Origin of the sequence: Citromicrobium sp. JLT1363 (assembly GCF_000186705.1) — a bacterium.
In the GTDB taxonomy this organism is placed as follows: Bacteria; Pseudomonadota; Alphaproteobacteria; order Sphingomonadales; family Sphingomonadaceae; genus Alteriqipengyuania.
This window is the reverse complement of sequence record NZ_AEUE01000010.1, coordinates 123574-144869: the sequence shown is the minus strand read 5'-3', so window position 1 is coordinate 144869 and position 21296 is coordinate 123574. Positions and strand designations below refer to the sequence as shown.

Annotated in this window: 23 protein-coding genes and 1 tRNA gene; 7 read left to right on the top strand and 17 right to left on the bottom strand. The window is 67.1% G+C overall.

Annotation, left to right across the window (positions count from 1 at the left end; translation table 11 throughout):
• Nucleotides 1-28 precede the first annotated feature (28 nt).
• Nucleotides 29-1027, top strand: a complete 999-nt coding sequence (locus ADAD_RS0114915) for a zinc transporter ZntB (protein WP_010415426.1) — start codon at nucleotides 29-31, stop codon at nucleotides 1025-1027.
• Here the strand turns inward: ADAD_RS0114915 and ADAD_RS0114910 are convergent.
• Nucleotides 1005-1571: a GNAT family N-acetyltransferase gene (locus tag ADAD_RS0114910; protein WP_010415423.1), complete on the bottom strand. Its 567-nt coding sequence runs from the start codon at nucleotides 1569-1571 to the stop codon at nucleotides 1005-1007. The two genes, ADAD_RS0114915 and ADAD_RS0114910, sit on opposite strands and share 23 nt — an antisense overlap.
• 93 nt (nucleotides 1572-1664) lie before the next feature.
• On the opposite strand from ADAD_RS0114910, the gene ADAD_RS0114905 reads away from it, so the two are divergent.
• Nucleotides 1665-2741 (top strand): isoaspartyl peptidase/L-asparaginase family protein, encoded by a 1077-nt coding sequence (locus tag ADAD_RS0114905; RefSeq protein ID WP_010415420.1) that lies wholly within the window; start codon nucleotides 1665-1667, stop codon nucleotides 2739-2741.
• A 259-nt stretch (nucleotides 2742-3000) separates the two neighbouring features.
• On the opposite strand, the gene ADAD_RS0114900 is transcribed toward ADAD_RS0114905, so the two are convergent.
• Genes ADAD_RS0114900 through ADAD_RS0114870 form a run of 7 tightly spaced genes read right to left on the bottom strand, consistent with a single transcriptional unit; the run spans nucleotide 3001 to nucleotide 10147 of the window.
• Entirely contained in the window at nucleotides 3001-3894 is an 894-nt protein-coding gene (locus ADAD_RS0114900) for a fatty acid desaturase family protein (RefSeq protein ID WP_010415417.1), read from the bottom strand.
• 60 nt (nucleotides 3895-3954) lie between these two features.
• Nucleotides 3955-4875 carry an RDD family protein gene (locus tag ADAD_RS0114895; protein WP_010415414.1) on the bottom strand — a complete coding sequence of 307 codons (921 nt, stop codon included), beginning with the start codon at nucleotides 4873-4875 and terminating at the stop codon, nucleotides 3955-3957.
• Nucleotides 4872-5936: a stage II sporulation protein M gene (locus ADAD_RS0114890; protein ID WP_029140176.1), complete on the bottom strand. Its 1065-nt coding sequence runs from the start codon at nucleotides 5934-5936 to the stop codon at nucleotides 4872-4874. Before ADAD_RS0114890 ends, ADAD_RS0114895 begins: the two co-directional genes overlap by 4 nt.
• Nucleotides 5933-7252, bottom strand: a complete 1320-nt coding sequence (locus ADAD_RS0114885) for a DUF58 domain-containing protein (protein ID WP_010415409.1) — start codon at nucleotides 7250-7252, stop codon at nucleotides 5933-5935. The genes ADAD_RS0114890 and ADAD_RS0114885 overlap by 4 nt, the downstream gene beginning before the upstream one ends.
• Before the next feature lie 17 nt (nucleotides 7253-7269).
• Complete coding sequence (locus tag ADAD_RS0114880) at nucleotides 7270-8232, bottom strand: AAA family ATPase (RefSeq protein WP_010415407.1); 963 nt, start codon at nucleotides 8230-8232, stop codon at nucleotides 7270-7272.
• Nucleotides 8229-9515, bottom strand: a complete 1287-nt coding sequence (locus tag ADAD_RS0114875; RefSeq protein ID WP_010415404.1) for a DUF4350 domain-containing protein — start codon at nucleotides 9513-9515, stop codon at nucleotides 8229-8231. The genes ADAD_RS0114880 and ADAD_RS0114875 overlap by 4 nt, the downstream gene beginning before the upstream one ends.
• Nucleotides 9515-10147, bottom strand: coding sequence for a hypothetical protein (locus ADAD_RS0114870; RefSeq protein WP_010415402.1), 633 nt, complete (start codon nucleotides 10145-10147; stop codon nucleotides 9515-9517). The genes ADAD_RS0114875 and ADAD_RS0114870 overlap by 1 nt, the downstream gene beginning before the upstream one ends.
• Nucleotides 10148-10298: 151 nt before the next feature.
• On the opposite strand from ADAD_RS0114870, the gene ADAD_RS0114860 reads away from it, so the two are divergent.
• The gene (locus ADAD_RS0114860) at nucleotides 10299-11000 is read left to right on the top strand and encodes a c-type cytochrome (protein ID WP_010415399.1); all 702 of its coding nucleotides are present in this window, start codon (nucleotides 10299-10301) and stop codon (nucleotides 10998-11000) included.
• A gap of 22 nt (nucleotides 11001-11022) precedes the next feature.
• Here the strand turns inward: ADAD_RS0114860 and ADAD_RS0114855 are convergent, their stop codons facing one another.
• Both ADAD_RS0114855 and ADAD_RS0114850 read right to left on the bottom strand, forming a co-directional pair.
• Nucleotides 11023-11700 carry an RlmE family RNA methyltransferase gene (locus ADAD_RS0114855; RefSeq protein ID WP_010415396.1) on the bottom strand — a complete coding sequence of 226 codons (678 nt, stop codon included), beginning with the start codon at nucleotides 11698-11700 and terminating at the stop codon, nucleotides 11023-11025.
• 1 nt (nucleotide 11701) lies between these two features.
• Nucleotides 11702-12916, bottom strand: a complete 1215-nt coding sequence (locus ADAD_RS0114850; RefSeq protein ID WP_010415393.1) for a Ppx/GppA phosphatase family protein — start codon at nucleotides 12914-12916, stop codon at nucleotides 11702-11704.
• A 212-nt stretch (nucleotides 12917-13128) separates the two neighbouring features.
• Here ADAD_RS0114850 and ADAD_RS0114845 point away from each other — a divergent pair.
• A tRNA-Gln gene (locus tag ADAD_RS0114845) sits at nucleotides 13129-13202 on the top strand.
• 35 nt (nucleotides 13203-13237) lie between these two features.
• Here ADAD_RS0114845 and ADAD_RS0114840 read toward each other — a convergent pair.
• A complete protein-coding gene (locus ADAD_RS0114840) occupies nucleotides 13238-13573 on the bottom strand; it encodes a beta-lactamase hydrolase domain-containing protein (protein ID WP_010415391.1) in 336 nt (111 codons plus the stop codon).
• 121 nt (nucleotides 13574-13694) lie between these two features.
• Between ADAD_RS0114840 and ADAD_RS0114835 the strand changes: the two genes are divergently transcribed.
• Nucleotides 13695-14585, top strand: a complete 891-nt coding sequence (locus ADAD_RS0114835; protein ID WP_010415387.1) for an LOG family protein — start codon at nucleotides 13695-13697, stop codon at nucleotides 14583-14585.
• Here the strand turns inward: ADAD_RS0114835 and thiD are convergent.
• The 3 genes from thiD to glmM are packed head-to-tail and all read right to left on the bottom strand — an operon-like array spanning nucleotide 14582 to nucleotide 16977.
• Nucleotides 14582-15403: a bifunctional hydroxymethylpyrimidine kinase/phosphomethylpyrimidine kinase gene (gene thiD / locus ADAD_RS0114830; protein ID WP_010415385.1), complete on the bottom strand. Its 822-nt coding sequence runs from the start codon at nucleotides 15401-15403 to the stop codon at nucleotides 14582-14584. The two genes, ADAD_RS0114835 and thiD, sit on opposite strands and share 4 nt — an antisense overlap.
• On the bottom strand, nucleotides 15400-15624 hold the full coding sequence (locus tag ADAD_RS0114825; RefSeq protein ID WP_010415383.1) for a DUF1272 domain-containing protein: 225 nt from the start codon (nucleotides 15622-15624) through the stop codon (nucleotides 15400-15402). The genes thiD and ADAD_RS0114825 overlap by 4 nt, the downstream gene beginning before the upstream one ends.
• A 15-nt stretch (nucleotides 15625-15639) precedes the next feature.
• Entirely contained in the window at nucleotides 15640-16977 is a 1338-nt protein-coding gene (gene glmM / locus ADAD_RS0114820; RefSeq protein WP_010415381.1) for a phosphoglucosamine mutase, read from the bottom strand.
• Nucleotides 16978-17079: 102 nt separating this feature from the next.
• On the opposite strand from glmM, the gene ADAD_RS0114815 reads away from it, so the two are divergent.
• Together ADAD_RS0114815 and ADAD_RS0114810 are read left to right on the top strand one after the other, a co-directional pair.
• Nucleotides 17080-18369: a dicarboxylate/amino acid:cation symporter gene (locus tag ADAD_RS0114815; protein WP_010415380.1), complete on the top strand. Its 1290-nt coding sequence runs from the start codon at nucleotides 17080-17082 to the stop codon at nucleotides 18367-18369.
• A 48-nt stretch (nucleotides 18370-18417) separates the two neighbouring features.
• Nucleotides 18418-19032 (top strand): superoxide dismutase, encoded by a 615-nt coding sequence (locus ADAD_RS0114810; protein WP_010415377.1) that lies wholly within the window; start codon nucleotides 18418-18420, stop codon nucleotides 19030-19032.
• Between the two features lie 84 nt (nucleotides 19033-19116).
• On the opposite strand, the gene ADAD_RS0114805 is transcribed toward ADAD_RS0114810, so the two are convergent.
• Genes ADAD_RS0114805 through ADAD_RS0114795 form a run of 3 tightly spaced genes read right to left on the bottom strand, consistent with a single transcriptional unit; the run spans nucleotide 19117 to nucleotide 21182 of the window.
• Nucleotides 19117-20328, bottom strand: a complete 1212-nt coding sequence (locus ADAD_RS0114805) for an AI-2E family transporter (RefSeq protein WP_010415372.1) — start codon at nucleotides 20326-20328, stop codon at nucleotides 19117-19119.
• 21 nt (nucleotides 20329-20349) lie between these two features.
• Nucleotides 20350-20970 carry a sigma-70 family RNA polymerase sigma factor gene (locus ADAD_RS0114800; RefSeq protein ID WP_010415369.1) on the bottom strand — a complete coding sequence of 207 codons (621 nt, stop codon included), beginning with the start codon at nucleotides 20968-20970 and terminating at the stop codon, nucleotides 20350-20352.
• Nucleotides 20967-21182, bottom strand: coding sequence for a NepR family anti-sigma factor (locus ADAD_RS0114795; RefSeq protein WP_010415368.1), 216 nt, complete (start codon nucleotides 21180-21182; stop codon nucleotides 20967-20969). The genes ADAD_RS0114800 and ADAD_RS0114795 overlap by 4 nt, the downstream gene beginning before the upstream one ends.
• Nucleotides 21183-21296 lie beyond the last annotated feature (114 nt).

Below are 21296 nucleotides of genomic sequence, written 5' to 3'. Positions count from 1 at the left end.
CGCGCGCGTCTGGGGCATTGTTCGCTCGATGAGCAATCCTACCGAGACCGAACCCGGCACGCCGCTGCTGTTCGCCCGCGTGCTGGACGGCGAGGGCGGCGGGCGCGCCATCGACTGGGCGGAGATCCAGCAGTGGGAGCCCGGCCCGGATAGCCCGGTCCTGTGGATGCACGTGTGCCGCAACACGCCCGGCGTTTACGAATGGCTGCAGGATCAGGTCGGCATCCCCGAACCGACCGCCGAGCTGCTGACCAGCGACGACACGCGGCCGCGCGCCTTTCGCGAAGGCAACACGCTGGTCGCCACCTTGCGCGGCATCAACTTCAACCCCGGTGCCGAGCCGGAGGACATGATCTCCATGCAGGTGTGGAGCGACGGCACGCGCCTCATCACCCTGCGCCGGCATCCCCTGCAGACCCCGCGCCAGATCCTGGCGAAGATCGACCGCGGGGCGGGGCCGGGCGATGCGGGTGCCATCGTCACCGCACTGACCGAAGCAATGGTGGCGCGGATGAATGCCTCCATCGTGGACATGAACGATCATATCGACCAGCTCGAGCATCAGGACATGGACGACGATCCCGAAGAGATGCTGCAGAAGATCGCCGGCATCCGCCGCAACTGCCTGGGCCTGCAGCGCCACATGGGTCCGCAGCATGTCGCGCTGGAAGCGATCAGCCGCGATGCGCCGCCCTGGTTCGAGGATCACGACCGGCGCGAGATCGCCGAGACGATCGACCGGCTGCGCCGCTATCTCGACGATATCGACGTGAGCAAGGAAAGCGCGGTAGTGCTGATGGACGAGCTGCGCACGCGCGCGCTCGCCAGCAACGAACGCGCCACCTACATGCTCACCATCGTGGCGGGCATCTTCCTGCCGCTGGGTTTTCTGACCGGGCTGCTCGGCATCAATGTCGGCGGCATGCCCGGGGTGAACGATGGCCATGCCTTCTGGTGGGTCACCGGCGTGTGCATCGCGATCATCGGTGTGCTGCTGGCGATCTTCAAGCGGCTGAGGTGGCTCTAGGCTGGAGCCGCTTTTCGTACAGCAGCTCGTCGTCGCGCTGCTCGCCGACCCAGAAGCCTATGTCCGCGATCTTGGCAAAGCCGTAGCGCTGGTAGAATCTCTGCGCGCCGAAGTTCCCGCTCCACACCGAAAGCTGGATGGCATCGTGGCCGCGCCCACGCGCCTCTGCCAGTGCCCAGTCCATCAGCGCCGCGCCGATCCCCCGACCGGTAAGATCGGGCTGGGTGTAAAGCTGGCCGAGCGCGATCGGGTCTGCCGCGTCCGAATGTTCGGTATACCAGCTGGGATAGCGCAGCTTGACGTAGCCGAGCAGGCGAGCGCTGCCATTTTCGCCCCCGTCTTCGCCAGCGTCCGACCAGGCCAGCCGGTGGATGCAGCAATCGTCGGCGATTTCCCCGGCCACCGCCTCTTGCGAATAGGCCTGGGTGAGGAAGGCGTGAAGGTCTTCGGGCCGGTAGAGATGCTCGAACGCGGCGCAGAAGCTCTCCCGCCCGAGTTCGGCGAGTGCGGCAGTATCCTCGAGGGTGGCGGGGCGCAGGATCATGGGCTTGGACTAGCGCCCGTGACGCAAAAGGGAAGCGCTGGACCGGGCGCGTACTCGCGGGCATGGTCGATGCAGGTCCTGGGAGGAATATTGATGCGTTTCCAGTTCGCTCTTGCACTCGTCGCCACGATGATCGCCGCGCCCGCCATGGCGCAGGACGGCGCTGGCGAGCCGCGCTGGTCCTTCGCGATCCACGGCGGCGCGGGCACGATCGAGCGGGCCAGCATGACGCCCGAGCAGGAGACGGAATATCGCGCCGCGCTCGACGCGGCATTGACCGCGGGCGAGGATATCCTGCGCGACGGCGGCAGCGCGCTGGAGGCGGTGACCGCGGCGATCACGCGGCTCGAAGACGATCCGAAGTTCAACGCCGGGCGCGGCGCGGTGTTCACCTGGGACGGCACTATCGAGCACGACGCGGCGCTGATGGACGGGCGCGACCGGGCATCGGGCGCGGTCACCGGCACCAGCACGGTGCGCCACCCGATCCTGCTGGCGCAGGAGGTCATGCGCGACGGGCGGCATGTCTTCCTGAGCGGCGCCGGTGCGGAGACCTTCGCCGACCGCACCGATCTGGAGCGGGTGCCCAACGCGTGGTTCCGGACCGAGAGCCGGCTGCGCTCGCTCGAACGGCTGAAGGCGGAACAGCTCTCCGCCATCGACGTCGATTACAAGTACGGCACGGTGGGCGCGGTCGCACTCGACCTCGAAGGCAACATGGCGGCGGGCACCTCGACCGGAGGGCTCACCGGCAAGCGCTGGGGCCGGATCGGCGATGCGCCGGTGATCGGCGCGGGCACCTATGCCGACAATCGCAGCTGCGCGGTCTCGGCCACGGGTGCAGGCGAGTATTTCATCCGGGTGGGCGTGGCGCAGGAGATTTGCACGCGGTTGCGGATCATTGGTGGGGATGACGGGACAGTTGCCCATACTCTCACGCCGCAGGGCCAAGTCGCTCTCGCGCCCCGCGAAGCGCTGGACCTTGAGATGGCGCAGGACGTCGCAGACGACGTTCTGGCGGAGGTCGAAGAACTCGGCGGCGATGGCGGCGTGATCCTCGTTACGCCCGCAGGCGACGCGATCTTCAGCTTCAACACGCCCGGCATGTACCGTGCCCGCTCCACCAGCGCAGGCGTACGCGAGGTTGCAATCTACGGTGAGGGCGATTGAGCGAAGGCGCGTGACGCGGGTGACACTTGTCATCCGTGTGTCACCCAGAGAAATGCCATGTCTCTCAAAGGCTTGCTGCAAGGTGGGTGACGCTTTGGCGATGTGGCGCCGCGCGGGGCCGCGATGTGGCGCGTGCGTGAGACGGGGGGCGACGATGGGAAAGAGCCGTCGCCACGCTAGCCGGTGCGCGTGAAGTAGAAAAATCTGCCGGTAGCGCTTGGCGTAATCTGCTCTTCCCCCCTTGAAAGGGGAGGGGAGTTTACGCCGCCCGCGTCGCGCGGCGCAGCACATCGCCGTAGCCGTAGGCGATGCAGTCGTGCCCGCGGTAATAGCCGCGCTCTTTCAGGATTCGGTGCACCCGCGCCAGCCGATAGGGCGGGACGCCTGCGAAGATGTGATGCTCCAGATGGTAGTTCACATTGCATGGAGATAGCAGCAGAGCCTCCCACCAGCGCGGGATCGTGGTGCCGGTGTTGATCCGCGCGTCGATCGCGTCGCGATCCTTCGCCACGCCGTGTTCGGAAATCTGCCGCAGACGCATGGTCAGCGGATAGACGAAGATCCGCGCCGCCCACCACAGGGCGTAGGCCCACGGCGCACCTACCGCCAGCAGCGCGGCGAAAAGCAATGCGTGGAACAGCACCGAAGGGCCGGTTTCGGCCCATTTGAAGCGTTTGATCTCGCCCAGCAGATCGCGAAACCCGGTCTGGCCGGTAACGTCGCGGATCAGCTTGCGCTTCAGCGATTCGCGGGTGACGGGATAGGCCTTCACCATCCACTTGTCCGGATCGTCCGGCGTGCCGGCGTACTTGTGATGGTTCAGGTGGTAGCGGCGGTAGAGGTCCAGCGGCACATGCGCCGCCGCCCCGCTGACCCATTTGCCGACGAATGTGTTGAGCCTGGGCGTGCGGAAGAACGCGCCGTGCGCGCAGTCGTGCGTGATGATCCCGAAGGCCTGGATGCGCCCGCCAAGAATGACGATCGCGCCAAGGATGGTCAGCGGGTTGGGCCAGATGATGGCCACGGCGAAGGCTGCCACCGCCAGCCCGGCCTGGAACAGCAGGGTCGCGGCGGCGCGCGCATCGGACTTGGTGCTGAGCGCGGCGACTTCGCCAGTGGTGATGTAATCGCCGATCGCGGGGGCGTGCTTCATAAGTCTCTCTCCGCCACCGATATTATCGGAAGCGGGGCTTGCGCGCAATTGCGCCCGGGATCAGCGCTGCGCCTGCGTATGCTTGTCCGCCTTGCGCTGGCCCAGCCGCATGTCGCCCTCCAGCTTGGCCCTGAGCGCGGTGTAGAAGGCTTCGAGAAAGGCGCGCTCGTCGCCCGAGCCCGCCTGCCAGCCGATCTTGCGCACGATCGCCTTGTGCACCGCGTCGAGTGTCTTGTCGTCGCCATCGCGCAGCACGCGTTCGAGCTGCTGCAGCTCGTACTCGCCGTAGATCGACAGTTCCTCGTCGCCGAAGCGGTAATCGGTGACCCCGCGTTTGCTTTCATCGCTCGCCAGCGAAAGCACGTCCGCCAGCTTGCGGCGCGGCGCCTCGACCACCCAGGTTCCCGCCACCACGTCGCCCGCCCGCAGCGCGTCGCGGTTGAAGAAGGGGAACAGCATAAAGGTGGCGAACCACAGCGATCCCACGATCCACGCCGATCCGGCGCCGCCTTCGCCCGCGCTGCTGAAGAAGCTCAGCGGCAGGAAGATTTCTATCTGACGCAGCAGGTTGCGCGCGATGACGGCCTCGGCGGTCAGCCTCTCGCCCGACCGGGCCAGCTCGCCCCGCGGCCTTGCCGCAACGCGGATGCCGACCATCCGCTTGCCCGGCGTGGCCCCGCGCGGGCCCATCTCGAAGAAGATGAAATAGCCGTTCAGCAGCACGAACATGGCGATGAAGAACAGCACCAGCAGGAACTCGCCGCCGCCGCCGTCCAGCGAATCGAGCTGTTCCAGATTGATGCCGATGAAGATCAGCGAGACCGTGACGATCAGCACGGTCAGGAAGATGATGCAGTAGTCCAGCACCAGCGCCATCAGCCGCGATCCGCGCGTGGCCAGCGTGATGGACAGCGGCACGCCCTCCGGCGTCACCACCTCGCGCCGCCGCTTGGCGTCCATGTGGCGTGCGATTGCGGTCATGATGCAGTCTCCGCGCTGCCCCTGCGGCCGACCAGCGCGAACAGTGCCACCCACGCGATCAGCATGAACACGCCGATCAGCACGCGCGTCTCGAACCCGGCGAGCTGGCGCGGGAAGGCTTCGAGGATGGCGGCCACGATCAGCATGAACACGCAGCCCAGCATCACCAGCGCGGCGCGTCGGCCCGCCTGCGCGGTCGCTGCCAGAATGCTCGCCTCGCCGGGGAAGGCCATGTTTCGCCCGACATGCACGCCAGCCGCGCCCGCCAGCAGGATTGCGGCAAATTCCGTGGTCCCATGCACGCTGAGCCACGCCATGAATTCGGGCAGCAGGCCGACCGAATTGAACAGCCACGCCATCGCGCCCAGCATCGCCATGTTGTAGATCAGCAGCAGCAGCGTGGGCACGCCGAATGCGAAGCCCAGCGCGAAGGCGAGGATGCACACGCTCGCATTGTTGTAGAACAGGTAGGCGGCAAAGGCAGACAGGCCGCCCGCGCTGTCGGCCACGCCCAGCGTCTCGGCCAGATCGGCGCGGCTGGCGCCCGGTACGCGCCCGCCCGCCATCGCGCCGGGCACGAGGGTGAAATACCATTCGACATTGCGCGCGACCAGCAGCCAGCCCGCGGCGACGCCCGCCGCCATGGCCGCGAAGGCGAGCACGATATCGAGCCAGATCGCCCGCACCGCCCGGCTCCAGCCCCCGCGAAAGAACCCGCCGAGCCAGCGGAAGAGCCCGTTTCGCGGCCCGTAAACCTGGTACCAGGCGCGCTCCACCAGGTCTTCGAGAAAGGCGAGCGTGGCCGCGTCGAGCGAGGTTTCGCGCGCGACCGCCAGGCTGGAGGCGGCCTGCCGGTACAGCACCGGCAGATCGGCGATGTCCTCGTCCGGGAGGCCGCGAATTCGCCCGCGCTCCATCCGCGACACGATCCGCTCCAGCCGTCGCCATTCGCCCTCGCGTTCCAGCCGGAAACGGTCGGACCTGAGCGCGGCGGCCTCGATATCGGGCTGTTCGGGCAGCGGCTTGGCGGCAAATGGATTGCGCAAGGCTGGCGGTTTCATCCGGCAATCGCCTCCTGCGCGCGCAGCGCCAGATAGTGGTCGATCAGCGCGAAACCCACATGCTCGTGCGGGGCCTCGATCACGTCGACGCCCATGCGGCGCAGGCGCGTGAGCACCAGCTGCCGCTGCCGGGCGAGGGCATCGGCGGTCACCGCGCGTGCCATGTGGTCGATGGAGTCGGGTTCGGCTTCGGTGAAGCCTGCCAGTTCGCGGTCTTCCAGCGTGACGAACACCACGGCATGTCGCTTGGTCAGCCGGGCGAGGCTTTCGATCATCAGTTCGGCGGCAGTGGTGTCGCTGAAATCGGAGAACAGCACCACCAGCGAACGCCGCTTGAGCCGGGCGGACAGGGTGGCGAGCGCGAGCGTGTAGTTCGCTTCCTCGCCCTGCATGTAGTCCAGCCCCGCCGCCGCCTGCTGCAGCCGCGCGAAGCCGCGCGTTTCGCTGACGAAGGGGCTGGCCAGCACGGGGCGCCGGGCAAAGCCGAACAGCATCGTGCGGTCGCCGCCCTTCAGCGCGACGTAAGCTGCGGTCAGGCCTGCGCTGACCGCACGGTCCAGCCGGGGCAGGCCGTCGATCGGTTCGCACATCGCCTGCCCGCAATCGAAGGCGAACACGATCTGGTTGTTGCGCTCCGCCTCGTTCTCGCGGGCATAGAGGGCGGCGTGGCGCGCGCTGGCCTTCCAGTCGATCCGGCGGCGGTCCATGCCCGCCTGGTATTCGGTCAGCGCCTCGAACTGCGTGCCTTCGCCGCGCCGCCTGCGGTTGATGAGGCCAAGCTCCGCATCGCGCAGCAATGCCTGCAAGGGTTGCGAGCGGATCGGGGAGAGATCGGGCCAGATGCGGATGGCGCGATCGAGCGCGATGCGCTTCTGTCGCCCGCCCAGGCCCCACGGGCCGTCCCATGCGATCCATAAAGCGTCGATATCGGCGGTGCCGCGCCGGGTGGCGCTCACGTCGGTCCCGCCGCTCCACGCGCCATGATCCGGGCGCAGGTCGAGGGCAACCCGTCCGCCCGGCGCCATGCGCGGATCGAGCGAGAGTGCGGCGCGGACCGCACCCGCCTTGCCGGTCAGATCGGCAGAGACGCGCAAGGCCGCAGGCTGGCCGATCTCCACATCGTTGTCATGGTCCAGCTGCCAGTCGGCCAGCCTGCCCGCGCGCGCCGCGTCGATCAGCACCAGCACGAACAGCACCCCCGCCGCCACCGGCACCACCAGCCAGGCAGCAGGCGCGATCAGCGCCACCGCGAGCGCCAGCGGCGCAGCGAGTGCGACGATCCGCGCGGTGCGGGTGGTGGGGAGCAGGGCGGCCATGCGGGTTCTCGCGCGCGCTAGCGCGGCGCCTCGGTGCTTTCGATCAGGTCGCCGACGATCGCCTCGACCTCGCGCCCCTCGATCTCGGCGGCGGCGGAGAGGATCAGGCGGTGCCGCAGCACGGCGGTTGCCAGCGCCTTGATATCGTCGGGCACCACGTAATCGCGGCCTTCCAGCGCCGCGCGCACGCGGGCCGCATTGCCCAGCAGCACGGCCGCGCGCGGGGAGGCGCCCGTGGCGAGATCGGCATGGCCGCGCGTCGCGCGCACCAGCCGCACCACATATTCGACGTTTTCGGGCGCCAGCGTCACCGCGCTCACGCTGGCGATGCTCTCCTGCAGGGCCTCGCGGGTGGTGACGGCCTCCACGCCCAGGTTCTCCGGCCGGGGCGGGCCCTGCTGCGCACCGAAGCGGGCGACGATGTTCGCCTCTTCCTCTTCGCTCGGATATTCGGCCAGCAGCTTGAACAGGAACCGGTCGAGCTGGGCTTCGGGCAGCGGGTAGACGCCCTGGCTCTCGATCGGGTTCTGCGTCGCGATCACCATGAACCGGTCGGGCAGCACGTGCGTTTCGCCGTCGAGCGTCACGCGGCGTTCCTGCATTGCCTCCAGCAGCGCGGCCTGCGTCTTGGGCGGGGTGCGGTTGATCTCGTCCGCCAGCAGCAGTTCGGTGAAGATCGCGCCGCGCGTCAGCGTGAACTGGCTTGTCTGGAAGTTGAACAGGTTGGAACCCAGGATATCGCCCGGCAGCAGATCGGGGGTGAACTGGATGCGCCCGTAATCCAGGCCGGTGGCGCGTGCGAAGCACTGCGCAAGGAAGGTTTTTGCCGTTCCCGGCGGGCCTTCCATCAGCACGTGGCCCTGCGCGATCAGCGCGACCAGCAGGTGGTCGACGATGTCCTCCTGGCCGACGATGGCCTTGCCCACCTCGGCCTTGACGTTGGCGGCCAGGCCCCGGAGCGTTTCGAGAGCGGCAGTCATACCTTAGTGGTCCTTTCCGATTCGCGCAGTTCTGTTTCGCGCAGCGCGCGTGCTGCGCGCAAAGTTTCCGTGTTCCCGCGCGCATCGCGCAGGTCTTCCATCGCCTGCGCCAGCGCGTCTTCGCCGCGTTCGCGCAGGATTGCCTCGATCGCTTCGCCCTGCCTTTCGCGCAGACCGAGCCGTTCGAGCACGCGCGCTCCCACCAGATTGGCGTAGGGATCGCGCAGCAGGTGCATGCGCCCGCTGCGGCCGATCACCTGCGCGCCATTGGCGACCAGCTGGCCCTTGCCCGCCGCGATGGCGGGCGTGGGGCGCAGGGAGGGGCCGAAGCGGTTGAAGGCACGCCACATGGCGATGGCGAGTGCCAGCAGCAGTGTGAGTGTCGCGGCGAGGAAGGGCGGTTCGAACGCCAGTGTCAGCAGGTTGCGCGATCCGCCAAGGCCGTTCAGCGTCAGGTCGAAGCGGACCGGCGCATCGGTGCCCTGGCGTGCAATCTCGACCAGCTCCAGCGCAAGTGCCGCGCGGCTTTCAGCCGCAAGGCCCCAGTTGTTGAGCAGATCCGGCTCGGCCACGATCATCACGCCATAGACGGGCAGGTCGCCGCCCCAGTCCGGATCGAAGTAGAGCTCGCCCGCGCGGTAGCTGCCATCGTCCACAAGGTGGCCCGCGAGGATGTGCCCCTCTTCATCCTGCACGAGCGGTGCGATCCGGTCCTGCGTTTCGTTGGCGCTGAAATGCATCAACGCCTTCTCGCTCGGCAGGCGGCCGCCAAGTGAAAGGCCGGACCATCGGGGCGCGCGCTCCAGCGCGGTTTCGCCCACCAGATCGTAGGTTTCGCCATCGAGGTCGAACGACCATTCCGGGGCAGCGCCCGCCAGCGCGACCCAGCCGGGCTGATCCGCCGCATCGCCAACCGGAAAGGCGATCCACTTGGGCGCGATCACCAGCGTCGGCCCGATCGTGCGGCGGCGCGCGATGATCTCGTCCAGCTCGTCCGTGTCGACCTGCTGGGGCGGGGTGAGCACCAGCAGTCCCGGATCGTCCAGCGCGCCGCGCTCACGCGAGCGGGCCACCGGCGTGCCGTCCGCCTCCAGCATCCGGGCCAGCGCGGAAAACCCGTTCAGTCCGTTGCCCGCGACATGCGACTGACCATTATTGCCACTGCCCGACAAACCGCCCTGTCCCACCAGATAGAGGAAGGCCACGAAGGCGAGGATCGCGAAGGCGACCAGCGCAAAGGTGCCGCGCTTGCCGAAGGCGGAAGGATTGGCCCGGGCTGCCATCAGCGCGGCTCCAGCGCGAAATCGGCGTAGGCGGCGCGCGCTTCGTGCCAGTCCCGCTCGCTCAGGTCTTCCAGCGCGAAGAGCGCGCGTTCCACGCTGCGCGCGATGGCCGAAAAGGCGGCGCGTGCCTTGTCGGGCAGCGAATCGAGTCGCGACAGCTCGCGCGCGGTGCTCGACGGCTGGACCAGATCGGGGCGGCGGCTGGCGATCTGGCCGATACTGCGCGCGAGCAACAGGCGGACCGCCTCGCCATAACGGCCCTGCGCCGCCAGCGCGTCAGCATCGCCCAGCAGCGCCTGCGCTTCCGCCCGGTCGGGCGTGACGCTGGCCTTATCGGCGTCGGATTTCTCCCGCCGCCGGAGGATGGGCACGCCGAAAATCCGCGCTATCAGCAGCGCCAGCAAGGCAATGCCGACTGCGATCAACACCCATTGCAGCACGGGCCACGCGAAAACGAACCCGCGCGCCACGAAGCCGAAAACATAGGCGAGGAAATCACCGACGGCGAGCAGCCAGTCGGGCGTCTCGGGCGCGTCGGGCGGGGCAATCGGTTCGAACTGGATATCGGGATCGTCGCGCACAGCACGCCAGGCGTCGACCGCCCCTTCATTCGTGCTTGCCCCCGTCGTCACGCGAACCGATTGGCATGGGGGCGGGGCACCTGCAAGCGGTTGCGCGTCGCCAAATCCTTTTTCACACCGGTGGCGTTGCACTTGCGCATGTCCGACGCGGGGGCTAGATCGCGCGCGCATCCCATGAAGCTAACCTGCCAGGCATAATTCGATGAAAGACGATCGTAACACCGCATTCGGGTGGATCCTGTTCTCGGGCATCATCGCGCTCGGTGCGACCAGCATCAGCTCGCACTACTTCGGCGCGGACGACCCCGAGTCGCCGGAAGAGCCCGGCTACTTCATTGAAGGCGGAGGCGAGGAAGGCGGCGAAGACAGCGGCCCGCCGCTCGCCAACCTGCTGGCCGCGGGCAGCGCGTCCGCGGGCGAGGGCGTGTTCGCCAAGTGCACCGCCTGCCACACGATCAACCAGGGCGGCGCGAACGGCATCGGCCCCAACCTCTATGGTGTCATGGGGACCGGAATCGGCCAGCATGCTGCCGGATTCGCCTACAGCTCGGCGCTGTCGGGCCATGGCGGCGAATGGAATTTCGAAAACATGGATGCCTGGCTCGCCAGCCCGCGTGCCTTCGCCAGCGGCACCAAGATGAGCTTCGCAGGGCTTTCCAACCCGGAAGACCGCGCCAACGTGATCCTCTACCTGCTCGAAAACGGCGGCGGCCCGCCGCTGCCCGAGCCGGTGGCCGAAGGTGAAGAGACCGAAGAAGGTGCCGAAGGCGCGGATAGCGATTTCCCGGGCGAGGGCCCGGGTGCGGTGGAAGGTGCCGAAGCGGGCGAGCCCGAGTCGGCAGGCGCCATGTCCGACGATCAGCCGGTGCCCGAACAGGTTTCCGCGACCGTCAGCGAAGACTGACCCGGCGCGGCCAGGCGGGCGGTCACTCGCCCGCCGACCGGCCGCCCTTGAACCCCTGGGCAACCACGTACCACTCCGAGGAGCCCTTGCGGCTCGCCGGGGGTTTGGCGTGTTTAACCGTTTTGAAGTTCTGCTTGAGCAGTTTCAGCAGCTCCGCATCCGTGCCCCCGGCCAGCACCTTGGCGAGGAACTGTCCACCGGGCGCCAGCGTCTGGATCGCGAAGTCGGCGGCGGTTTCCACCAGCCCCATGGTGCGCAGGTGATCGGTCTGCTTGTGGCCCACCGTATTGGCCGCCATGTCCGACATGACCAGATCGGGCGCACCGCCAAGGTGCTCCATGATGGCATCCGGCGCTTCATCCGCCATGAAATCCATTTCCAGGATCGTGACGCCCTCGATCGGCTCGGTCGGCAGCAGGTCGATCCCCACGATGCGGGCCTGCGGGCGCTTCTTGATCGCGACCTGGGCCCAGCCGCCTGGCGCAATGCCCAGGTCGACGATCCGCTCGCTCCCGCGAAGAATGCCGAACTTCTCGTCCAGCTCGATCAGCTTGAAGGCCGCGCGGCTGCGATAGCCTGCCGCCTTCGCCTCGCGCACGTAGGGGTCGTTAAGCTGCCGCTCCAGCCATCGGGTGGAGGATGCGGTGCGGCGGCGTGCCGTGCGTACGCGCTTGTCGGGATCGCCCCTGGATCGGCCCATGTCAGTCTCTGCCCCGTTGTGCGCGGGCCATGGCCTCGCCGGAAAAGTCCGCCGCCATCAGGCTGCGCAGGATGCCTTCGCGGATTCCCCGATCGGCCACGCCCAGTCGGTCCGCAGGCCACAGGTCGAGGATCGATTCGAGGATCGCGCAGCCGGCCACCACCAGCTCGGCGCGATCCGGCCCGATACACGGCACCTGCCCGCGCTCCTCTTCGCTAAGGCGCGAAAGCTTGGTGGAAATCTCGCGCATGGAACGCGCAGGCACGATCAGCCCGTCGACCGCGCGCCGGTCGTAATGGGGCAGCTGCAGGTGCAGGCTGGCGAGCGTGGTCACCGTGCCGCTGGTGCCCAGCAGGCGGATATCCTCCTCGCGCGTGGCCGCGTCGATCCGCTGGGCGAAAGGCGCGAAGCTCTCGTCCACCATCCGGCGCATGGCTGCATAGAGCCGCAGGCGGCCCGCCTCGTCGTGGGCGGGGGCTTCTTCGCGCATCACCGTATCGGTCAGCGAAACGACGCCCCATGGCACGCTCTGCCAGTCGAGAATGCGCGGCACCGCACCATCGCCCGGGCCGACCAGGATCAGCTCGGTCGATCCGCCGCCGATATCGAAGATCAGCGCCGGGCCTTCGCCCTGTTCCAGCAGGACATGACAGCCAAGCACTGCCAGCCGCGCCTCTTCCTGCGCCGAGATGATATCGAGTACGATGCCGGTTTCCTGCCGCACGCGTTCGATGAAGGCCGCCCCGTTGGTGGCCCGGCGGCAGGCTTCGGTGGCGACCGACCGGGCAAGGAAGACATTGCGGCGGCGCAGTTTCTCCGCGCAGACATGCAGCGCACCCAGCGCGCGGTCCATCGCCTCGTCCGACAATCTGCCCGACAGCGCGAGGCCTTCGCCAAGGCGCACGACCCGGCTGAAAGCATCGATCACGGTAAAGTCCTGGCCGGAGGGGCGGGCGATCAGCAGGCGGCAATTATTGGTGCCCAGATCGAGCGCGGCATAGGCCTGTCGCCCCTGCCTCGCAGGCCTGCGGCCACCGGGCTGCGGATTGCTCTTGTTCGCAGAATGGCGCGGCCTGCCATCGGCTGGGCGCTGGCGCGTCTTCGATCCTGTGGGCTTGGGAGAATGATGATAGCGCTTTTTCGCTACCTCGCCGGACGGTTCGCTCCCCGTGTCCTCAGCCCTTTTTCCATCGTCCGGCGGCGCGAAGTCCGCCATAATACTCAGTTTCCATTCCGCCCGCAGCGCATATGCTGCGGGGACCTAGCGCGCATGCTACCGTGCGGGCGGACTTCGGGCAAGGGCGGGCTCCGGACGCAGTGCTCCGCCTGGCCCCGAGAGTGCTTGACGCTGGCGAGCAGGCTTTCTAGATGCGCCGCTTCGCGGACGCCCGAGTCTCTCATCGAGCAGGGTGCTTGCCGCGCGGCTATTGCCCCGTCGTCTAATGGTAAGACTACGGACTCTGACTCCGTCAATTGAGGTTCGAATCCTCACGGGGCATCCAGCCTGCCGCTTCGCCCTGATACGCGAAGGCCCCCGCTATCCCGATTTTGCAGCTTCGTAGAGCCGCGCGGTGCGCGCGCCCGAACGGCAGAAGGCGAGGATCGGCCGAGGCAGTGCCTCCAGCGCCTGCGCAAAGGCGCCGCTCTGCGCGGCGAGGTCTTCCGCGCTGGCGACCGGGATGAAGCGCGTTTCCAGCCCTGCGGACCGGGCGGCATCTTCCAGCACGCTCCATTCCGGCTGGCCGGGCTCTTCGCCATCGGGCCGGTTGCCGATCACCGACTTGAATCCCTTGTCCGCCACTTCGGACATTTGCGCGGCCGAAAGCTGGCCGGTGGCGCAGACGCCCTCTTCGAGTTGTACCATGTCGACCATTGGTGGTGCGTCTCCCTGCTCAATGCTTCATCGCGGTTCGTGCAGGCATGCTTAGGCTCTCTCGGCGCGCCGGACCAGCCAGTGGTTGCCCACCCGCGCATTGCATCCTATCGCCCATTGCATGAGCAATAGCAGTGGTGTGCGCGATCTGTACGATCGGCGCTTTTATGCAGCGGAAGAAGAAGCGTGTTTTGCCGACGAGGCCTGTTCCGCCGAACAGACCCCGCAGACGCGCCATCCGGCCTACAAGCTGGCCTTCCGCGACGAGGAATTCCTGTTGCGGCCCGAACTGCGGCCGGTGCGCTTCCAGCTTGAGCTGCTCAAGCCTGAAATGCTGCTCGACCAGGCAGGCGTGGGCAGCACGATGGTGATGTACGGGTCCGCGCGGATTCCCTCGCCCGAAGAGGTCGACGCCCTGCGCGAATCCGCTGTCGAAAAGTCCGAAGCCGAACAGAAGACGATCGAGCGGCTGATCGAGAAGGCGAAATACTACCAGGAAGCCTACAATCTGGCGCGCATGGTCACCGAAAAGGCGATCATCGAGAACGGCCAGCGCCAGTTCGTCGTTACCACGGGGGGCGGGCCCTCGATCATGGAGGCGGGCAATCGCGGGGCCAGCGATGCGGGCGGCGAGAGCATCGGGCTGAACATCGTGCTGCCGCACGAGCAGGCGCCGAACACCTTCGTCACGGCCTATCTCAGCTTCCAGTTCCACTACTTCGCGCTGCGCAAGATGCACTTCCTGCTGCGCGCCAAGGCGGTGGTGGTGTTCCCCGGCGGGTTCGGCACGTTCGACGAATTTTTCGAGCTGCTCACGCTGGTTCAGACCGGCAAGATGAAGCCGCTGCCCATCCTGCTGTTCGGCAAGGATTTCTGGAACCGGGTGATCGATTTCGATGCGCTGGCCGAGGAAGGCACGATCTCCGCGCGCGATCTCGACCTGATCACCTGGTGCGAAACCGCCGAGGAGGCGTGGGCGGCGATCGCGAAATTCTACGAGCTGAAGGGCTAGGCTTCCAGCCTGCGCACGGCCTGATGGCCCAGCGGGCCGTTGCCATCCCCCAGGCCCGGCGCGTTCTCGATCGCGGCGCGGGTGAATTGCCGCCCCAGCCGGATCGCGTGATGCATCGGCTGCCCGTGCCCGACCAGCGTGGCAATCGCCGAGGACAGGGTGCACCCTGTGCCATGGGTATGCCGCGTATCGATCCTCGCATCGTCGAACTGCATCAGGAATCCTTCGGGGCCGACCAGAATGTCGATCACCCGCGCGTCCTGAGTGTGACCGCCCTTGGCCAGCACGTGGCAATCATAAGCCTTGGCGAGATCCAGCGCAGCCTCGACGATGGCGCCGGTGTCCGTCAGGCTGTGCCCGGCGAGGATTTCAAGCTCGGGCAGATTGGGGGTCAGCAGGCTCGCCAGCGGGAACAGCGTGTCGCGCATGGATTGCACCGCGTCTTCCTGAAGCAGGCGCGCGCCCGAAGTCGAAACCATGACCGGATCGTGGATGATCGGCACGCCGCGCGCTTCGGGCGCGTTGCCCAGATACTCGCCCACGGCCGCCACGATCCCTGCATCGTGGAGCATGCCCAGCTTGATCGCGTCGACGCCGATATCGGTGAGGCAGGATTCGATCTGTTCGACCACGAAATCGCCCGTCAGCGGGGTGATCCCCTGGACCCCGCGCGTATTCTGCGCGGTGATGGCGGTGATCGCGGCCATGCCATAGCCGCCGAGCATTGCGATCGTCTTGATATCGGCCTGGATACCGGCGCCACCGCTGGAATCGGTGCCCGCGATGGACAGGATGCGGGGAGGGGGGCTGTCGGTCATGGTTTGAACTTTCGTTCGCTGCTGGCCGGATACTGCTCGAGCAGCTTGGGCGCACGGGTGGGGCGATCCATCAGTTCGCCCCCGCAATTGGGGCACAGATCGTCCAGCGCTTCGGCACAGGTCGCGCAGAAGGTGCATTCGAAGCTGCAGATGAACGCTCCGGGCGACGATGGCGGAAGATCCGCGCCGCAGCGTTCGCAATCGGGCCGCATTTCAAGCATTGGCGAACTCGTGCATCAGGTTGCCTCGCGCACCGCGTCGCACACCGAGTCGACCACGGATTCGACCTCGCCCGCATCGTCGCCTTCGGCCATCACACGGATCAGCGGTTCGGTGCCGGACGCGCGGATCACCAGACGGCCGCGGTCTGCCAGCTGCCGTTCCGCATCCTCGATCGCCGATTGCACGCTGGCTGCATCGAGCGGACTGGCGCCTTCGTAGCGCACGTTCTTCAGCAGCTGGGGAACGGGATCGAACATGCGCAGCTCCTCGCTTGCCGGGCGCTGCGAGCGCACGAGGCTGGCGAGCACGCGCAGCGCGGCAACGGTTCCGTCTCCGGTGGTCGCATGGTCCAGCAGGATCATGTGGCCGGACTGTTCGCCCCCCACGTTGAACCCGCCGCTGCGCATCCGGGAAAGCACATGGCGGTCGCCCACCTTGGTCCGCTCCAGCGTCAGGCCGACGCCTTCCAGATAGCGTTCCAGCCCCAGGTTGCTCATGACCGTGGCGACCACGCCGCCACCGCGCAGCAGCTGCTTTTCGGCCATGCGCGTGGCGATGGAGGCCATGATCTGGTCCCCGTCGATCGCCTCGCCCTTCTCGTCGATCACGATCAGCCGGTCCGCGTCACCGTCCAGCGCGATGCCGATATCCGCGCCGGTTTCGACCACCCTGGCCTTCACCGCGTCGAGCGAGGTGGAGCCGCACTTGTCGTTGATATTGGTGCCATTGGGCTCGACGCCGATCGTGACGACTTCAGCCCCCAGTTCCCAGATCGCGCTGGGGGCCACCTGATAGGCCGCGCCATTGGCGCAATCGACCACCACTTTCAGATCGTCGAACCGGGTCTTGTCGCTGATCGACTGCTTGACCGCGTGGATGTAGCGACCGCGCGCATCGTCGATCCGCCGCGCCCGCCCGATCTCCTGCGCCGGGACAAGGTCGGGATCGCATTCGATCAGCGCTTCGATGGCCGCCTCTTGCTCGTCGGACAGCTTGAAGCCGTCCGGCCCGAACAGCTTGATGCCGTTGTCGCGGAAGGGATTGTGGCTGGCGGAGATCATCACGCCGAGGTCCGCCCGCATCTCGCGCGTCAGCATGGCGATTGCGGGCGTGGGGAGCGGCCCGGTCTGGATCACGTCGACGCCCATGCTGGTGAAGCCGGCCACCAGCGCGCTTTCCATCATGTAGCCCGACAGGCGCGTGTCCTTGCCGATCACCACCCGGTGGCGATGATCGCCGCGCCGGAAATGCGCGCCTGCCGCCTGCGCGACGCGCATCGCCATCGTCGCGGTCATCGCGCCCTTGTTGGTTTCCCCCCGGATCCCGTCGGTGCCGAAATACTTGCGTGCCATGGAGAGGTCTTCACACCCTTGCTTGTGGTCTATACCGGAGCTGGTTCGCGTGGGCTGCGCTTGTGGACGCCCGGGCGGTGAGAGGGAAGGGGGCAATCGCGCTTGTCGGCACCTGAAACACAACGCCCGGCGAAGCTGGTGACGCTGCGCCTGCCCATCTGGTGGACCTTCGGCGGGCTCGTGACCGGGCTGATCGCCGGATCGTTGATTGCGGGCCAGCCGGTGGCGGAGCGTATCCTGCCCGTCGTCCAGCCGGTCGGCACCCTGTGGCTGCGGGCCTTGCAGATGACGATCATCCCGCTGGTCGCCGCGCTGCTGGTGCTGGGCATCACCCAGCTGGCGAGCGCGGCGAGAGCGGGTGCGACCGCGCGCCGCATGCTGACGCTGGTGGCCGCCACGCTGGTCTTCAGCGGGCTTGCGACCATCATCGCGCTGCCCCTGCTGCTCGACGCGATCCCGCCGCCGCCCGGCGCGCAGAGCCTGCTGGCGGAAAATGTCGATCCGCAGCAAGTGCCCGGCCTTGCCGAGTTCTTCCTGTCGCTGGTTGCACCCAACATCGTTGCCGCTGCCGCCGAGACCGCGATGCTACCGCTGACGATATTCTTCGCGCTGTTCGCCGTGGCGATCACCCGCCTGCCGGAAGACCAGTCGGTTATCCTGCGCAGCTTCTTCGAAGCGGTGGCCAACGCGATGCTGATGGTGATCGGCTGGGTGCTGTGGCTCGCGCCCGTAGGCGTCTTCGCGCTGGCGCTGGGCGTGGCGGTGCGGGCAGGGGGCGATGCGGCGTTCCTGACCCTTATCCATTACATCCTCAGCGTGGCGGCGATGGGCGGGATCGTGCTGGTCGCAGCCTTTGCCGTGGGCGCGGTGCGGCACGGGCCGGTCGCCTTCGCACGCGCGATGCTGCCCGCGCAGGCGGTGGCCATTTCCACCCAGAGCTCGCTCGCCAGCCTGCCCGCGATGCTGGCCAGCGCGCGGCGGCTGGATGTGAGCGAGAATGTCGCCGATTTCGTGCTGCCGCTTTCGGTGGCGATCTTCCGCGCGACCAGCCCCGCGATGAACCTGGGCGTGGCGATCTATGTCGCGCACCTGTTCGGCATAGAGCTGGGCCTGCCCGCCATGCTGGCGGGCCTCGCGGTCGCCTTCGTGATCTCGATCGGGTCGGTCAGCCTGCCCGGCTCGATCAGCTTCGTGGTCTCCATCGGGCCGATTGCGCTGGCCATGGGCGTTCCGGTGGAACCGCTCGCCCTGCTGGTCGCGGTGGAGATGATCCCGGACATCATGCGCACGCTGGCCAACGTCACCGCCGATGTGGCGCTGGCGAGTGCGACCGACCGGGAAAACGGCGAAAATACGCCGGATGATGCAACGGATGGCGCGCCCGCGCGTTGAGGCACCGACACCTGATTTCAAACCCACAAAAAACGGGAGAAAACCAAAATGGCTTTCGAAGTAACTCCGCTGCCCTATCCTGACGACGTGCTGTCCCCGGCGGTTTCCGCCGAAACGCTCAGCTACCACCACGGCAAGCACCACAAGGCCTATATCGACAAGACCAACGCGGCGATCGAAGGCACCGACCATGCCGGCAAGCCGCTCGAAGCGATCATCGCGGCGGCGCGCGGAAGCGACCAGGGCCTGTTCAACAACTCGGCCCAGAGCTGGAACCACGGCTTCTACTGGAATTCGATGGCCGGCCAGGAAAGCGCCCCGTCGGACGAGTTGAAGAGCATGATCGAAAGCGCGTTCGGCTCGGTCGATGCGCTGAAGGAAAAGCTGCAGGAACGCGGCGCGGGCCACTTCGCCAGCGGCTGGGTGTGGCTGGCCGAAAAGGGCGGCAAGCTCTCCATCGAGGAAACCCACGATGGCGATACGCTGGCCGACCAGGACGGCGTCAATCCGCTGCTCGTGATCGACCTGTGGGAACACGCCTATTACCTCGATCACCAGAACGCGCGTCCCGCCTATCTCAAGGCGCTGACGACCGAGAAGCTGAACTGGGCCTTCGCCAGCGAGAACCTCGCGCGGGGCAAGACCTGGACCTATCCGCAGTAAGTCCCGCTTAGTTGGACATTCGAGGGGTCGGGCCGGAAGCGGTCCGGCCCCTTTTGCCTGAGTCGGCGATCCTGCCCGGCGGGATCAGCCGGGGCGAGCCTCGCTGGCCGTCGCGGCGTCGGCGCCCGTATCCCCTTCCGCGTCCAGTTCGATCAGGGGGGTCTGGAACAGCGGCTCGCCAAAGATGAAGCCCAGCAGGTTGGGCCGTCCGATATGGTCGAAGAATGCGGTCAGCATCAGCAGGATCGGCACCGACAGCAGCGCGCCGACCGCGCCCCAGATCCAGGTGAAATACGAAAAGGCGAGCAGGATCATCACCGGGTTCATGGTGAAGCGCCGCCCGAGGATCGCGGGCGTGATGGCATTCGCTTCGAACACGTGCAGCACCACGTAGGCGACGGGCGGGATCAGACCGAGGAAGACCGTATCCGCCGTGCCGAGCCCGAACAGGGTCAGCAGCGCGGTCATCGCAAGCGGGCCGATATAGGGAATGAAGTTCAGCAGCGTGGCGAGGCCGCCCCACATGATCGGCGCGGGCAGGTCCATCGCCCAGGCGCCCAGCGCCACCACGATGCCGACGCCCAGATTGATCCACGCCACCGTCAGAATATAGGCCGCCACCCGGTCCTGCACCTCGCGCAGGACCCGCGCCGCCTTGACGCTGGTGCCGAAGCTGGTGCGCCCGAACAGGATGTTGCGCCGCAGCCGTCCGCGCGCCTCGACCATGAAGAAGGCCATCAGGAAAGTGAGCATCACCTCCAGCAGCAGCACCGGCGCGCTGATCGCGACCTGCTGGAATACAGATGGTCCCGCTAGGACGACCTCGTTTCCTCCCGAGCTGCCGACCAGGTCCGCCAGCCGATCATTGGCATTGGCGATCCAGGCGAATTCGGCCTGCAATTCCTCGTAGCGCGCGCCGATCTGCTCGATCAGTTCCGGCAAGCGGTCGAACAGGCTGAAGGCCGGCTGCAGGATGGCGCTGAAGGCCAGCACCACGATGGCGACGAAAATCAGCAGGGACAGGACGGAGGCGAGCGTGTTGGGCACGCCCCATGCCGAAAGACGGTCGGCCAGCGGCGCCAGCAGCACCGACAGGATCACGGCGGTGGTCAAGGGCAGGAACACCACCGAACCGATCGACAACACGAAAGGCAGGGCGAGGAATAATCCGATGCCCAGCAACAGTACCAGCGTGCTGAGGAGGCGCAGTTCCTGCTCGGCAAGAAGGTTACGCTTCTTTGCGGACCCGCCCTTCGGTTTCGGGGCCGCGTTCGGCCCGGCGCCGGGATCGCTCACGGCGCACCGCGCGCGCGATCGTCAGGTGCGCCCATTGGTCGGCTCGGCAAGGCCATTGCCCGCGGCGACATCGTCCAGTTCCTCGAGGATGGCGCGGTGCGCGGTGTCGTCGTCGATCGAGCGGCGCGGAATGTCGCCATCGGCGAGCATCGCGTTGAGCGTGGCGCGCGCACGGCCCACGCGGCTCTTGATGGTGCCCACCGCGCAGCCGCAGATATTGGCCGCTTCCTCGTAGGAAAAGCCGCCTGCGCCCACCAGCAGCAAAGCCTCGCGCCGCTCGGGCGGCAGGGTCAGCAGCGCGCGGTGCATGTCGGACAGGTGGATAGGCTCTTCCTGGCCCGCAGGCGCGGTCAGGATACGCTCGGCGACGTTCTCGTCATATTCGCCGCGGAAGCGGTTGCGGCGCATGTCGGTCAGGTAGGCATTGCGCAGGATCACGAAGGTCCATGCACGCATGCTGGTGCCCGGCTCGAACCGCTCCTGCGCGGCCCATGCCTTCATCAGCGTTTCCTGGACGAGGTCGTCCGCCATGTCCGGGCGACCGCACAGGCCGCGCGCGAAGGCACGCAGATGCGGCACCACGGCCGTCAGTTCACGCTTGAACTCGACCGGATCGGCGGCCGGGGCTGGCTGCGAACTCATGCGTCACCCCCATCCTTGCCGGATTTCTTCTTGTCCGGTTCGTCCAGCTGTTCGAGCAGATCCTTGAAACTGTCGGGAATCGGCTCGTCGACGACCGAATCGTACAGATTGCGCAAGCTGTCCGCCCATTGAGGCTGACCCATCGGCTTTTCACCCTTGTCGGCGCGCACCTGGGGCGCGCTCTTTTGCTTCGGATTCTGATTGTCGTCCATGTCTGTCGGCTAACATGGGCCTTCGGAAACCGAAACCCAAGCCCGCCTCTCCCGTTAACGATCCTAGATAGCCGGAACGTTGCGGCCACCCCGTGGTTCCCCCAGTGACCGATG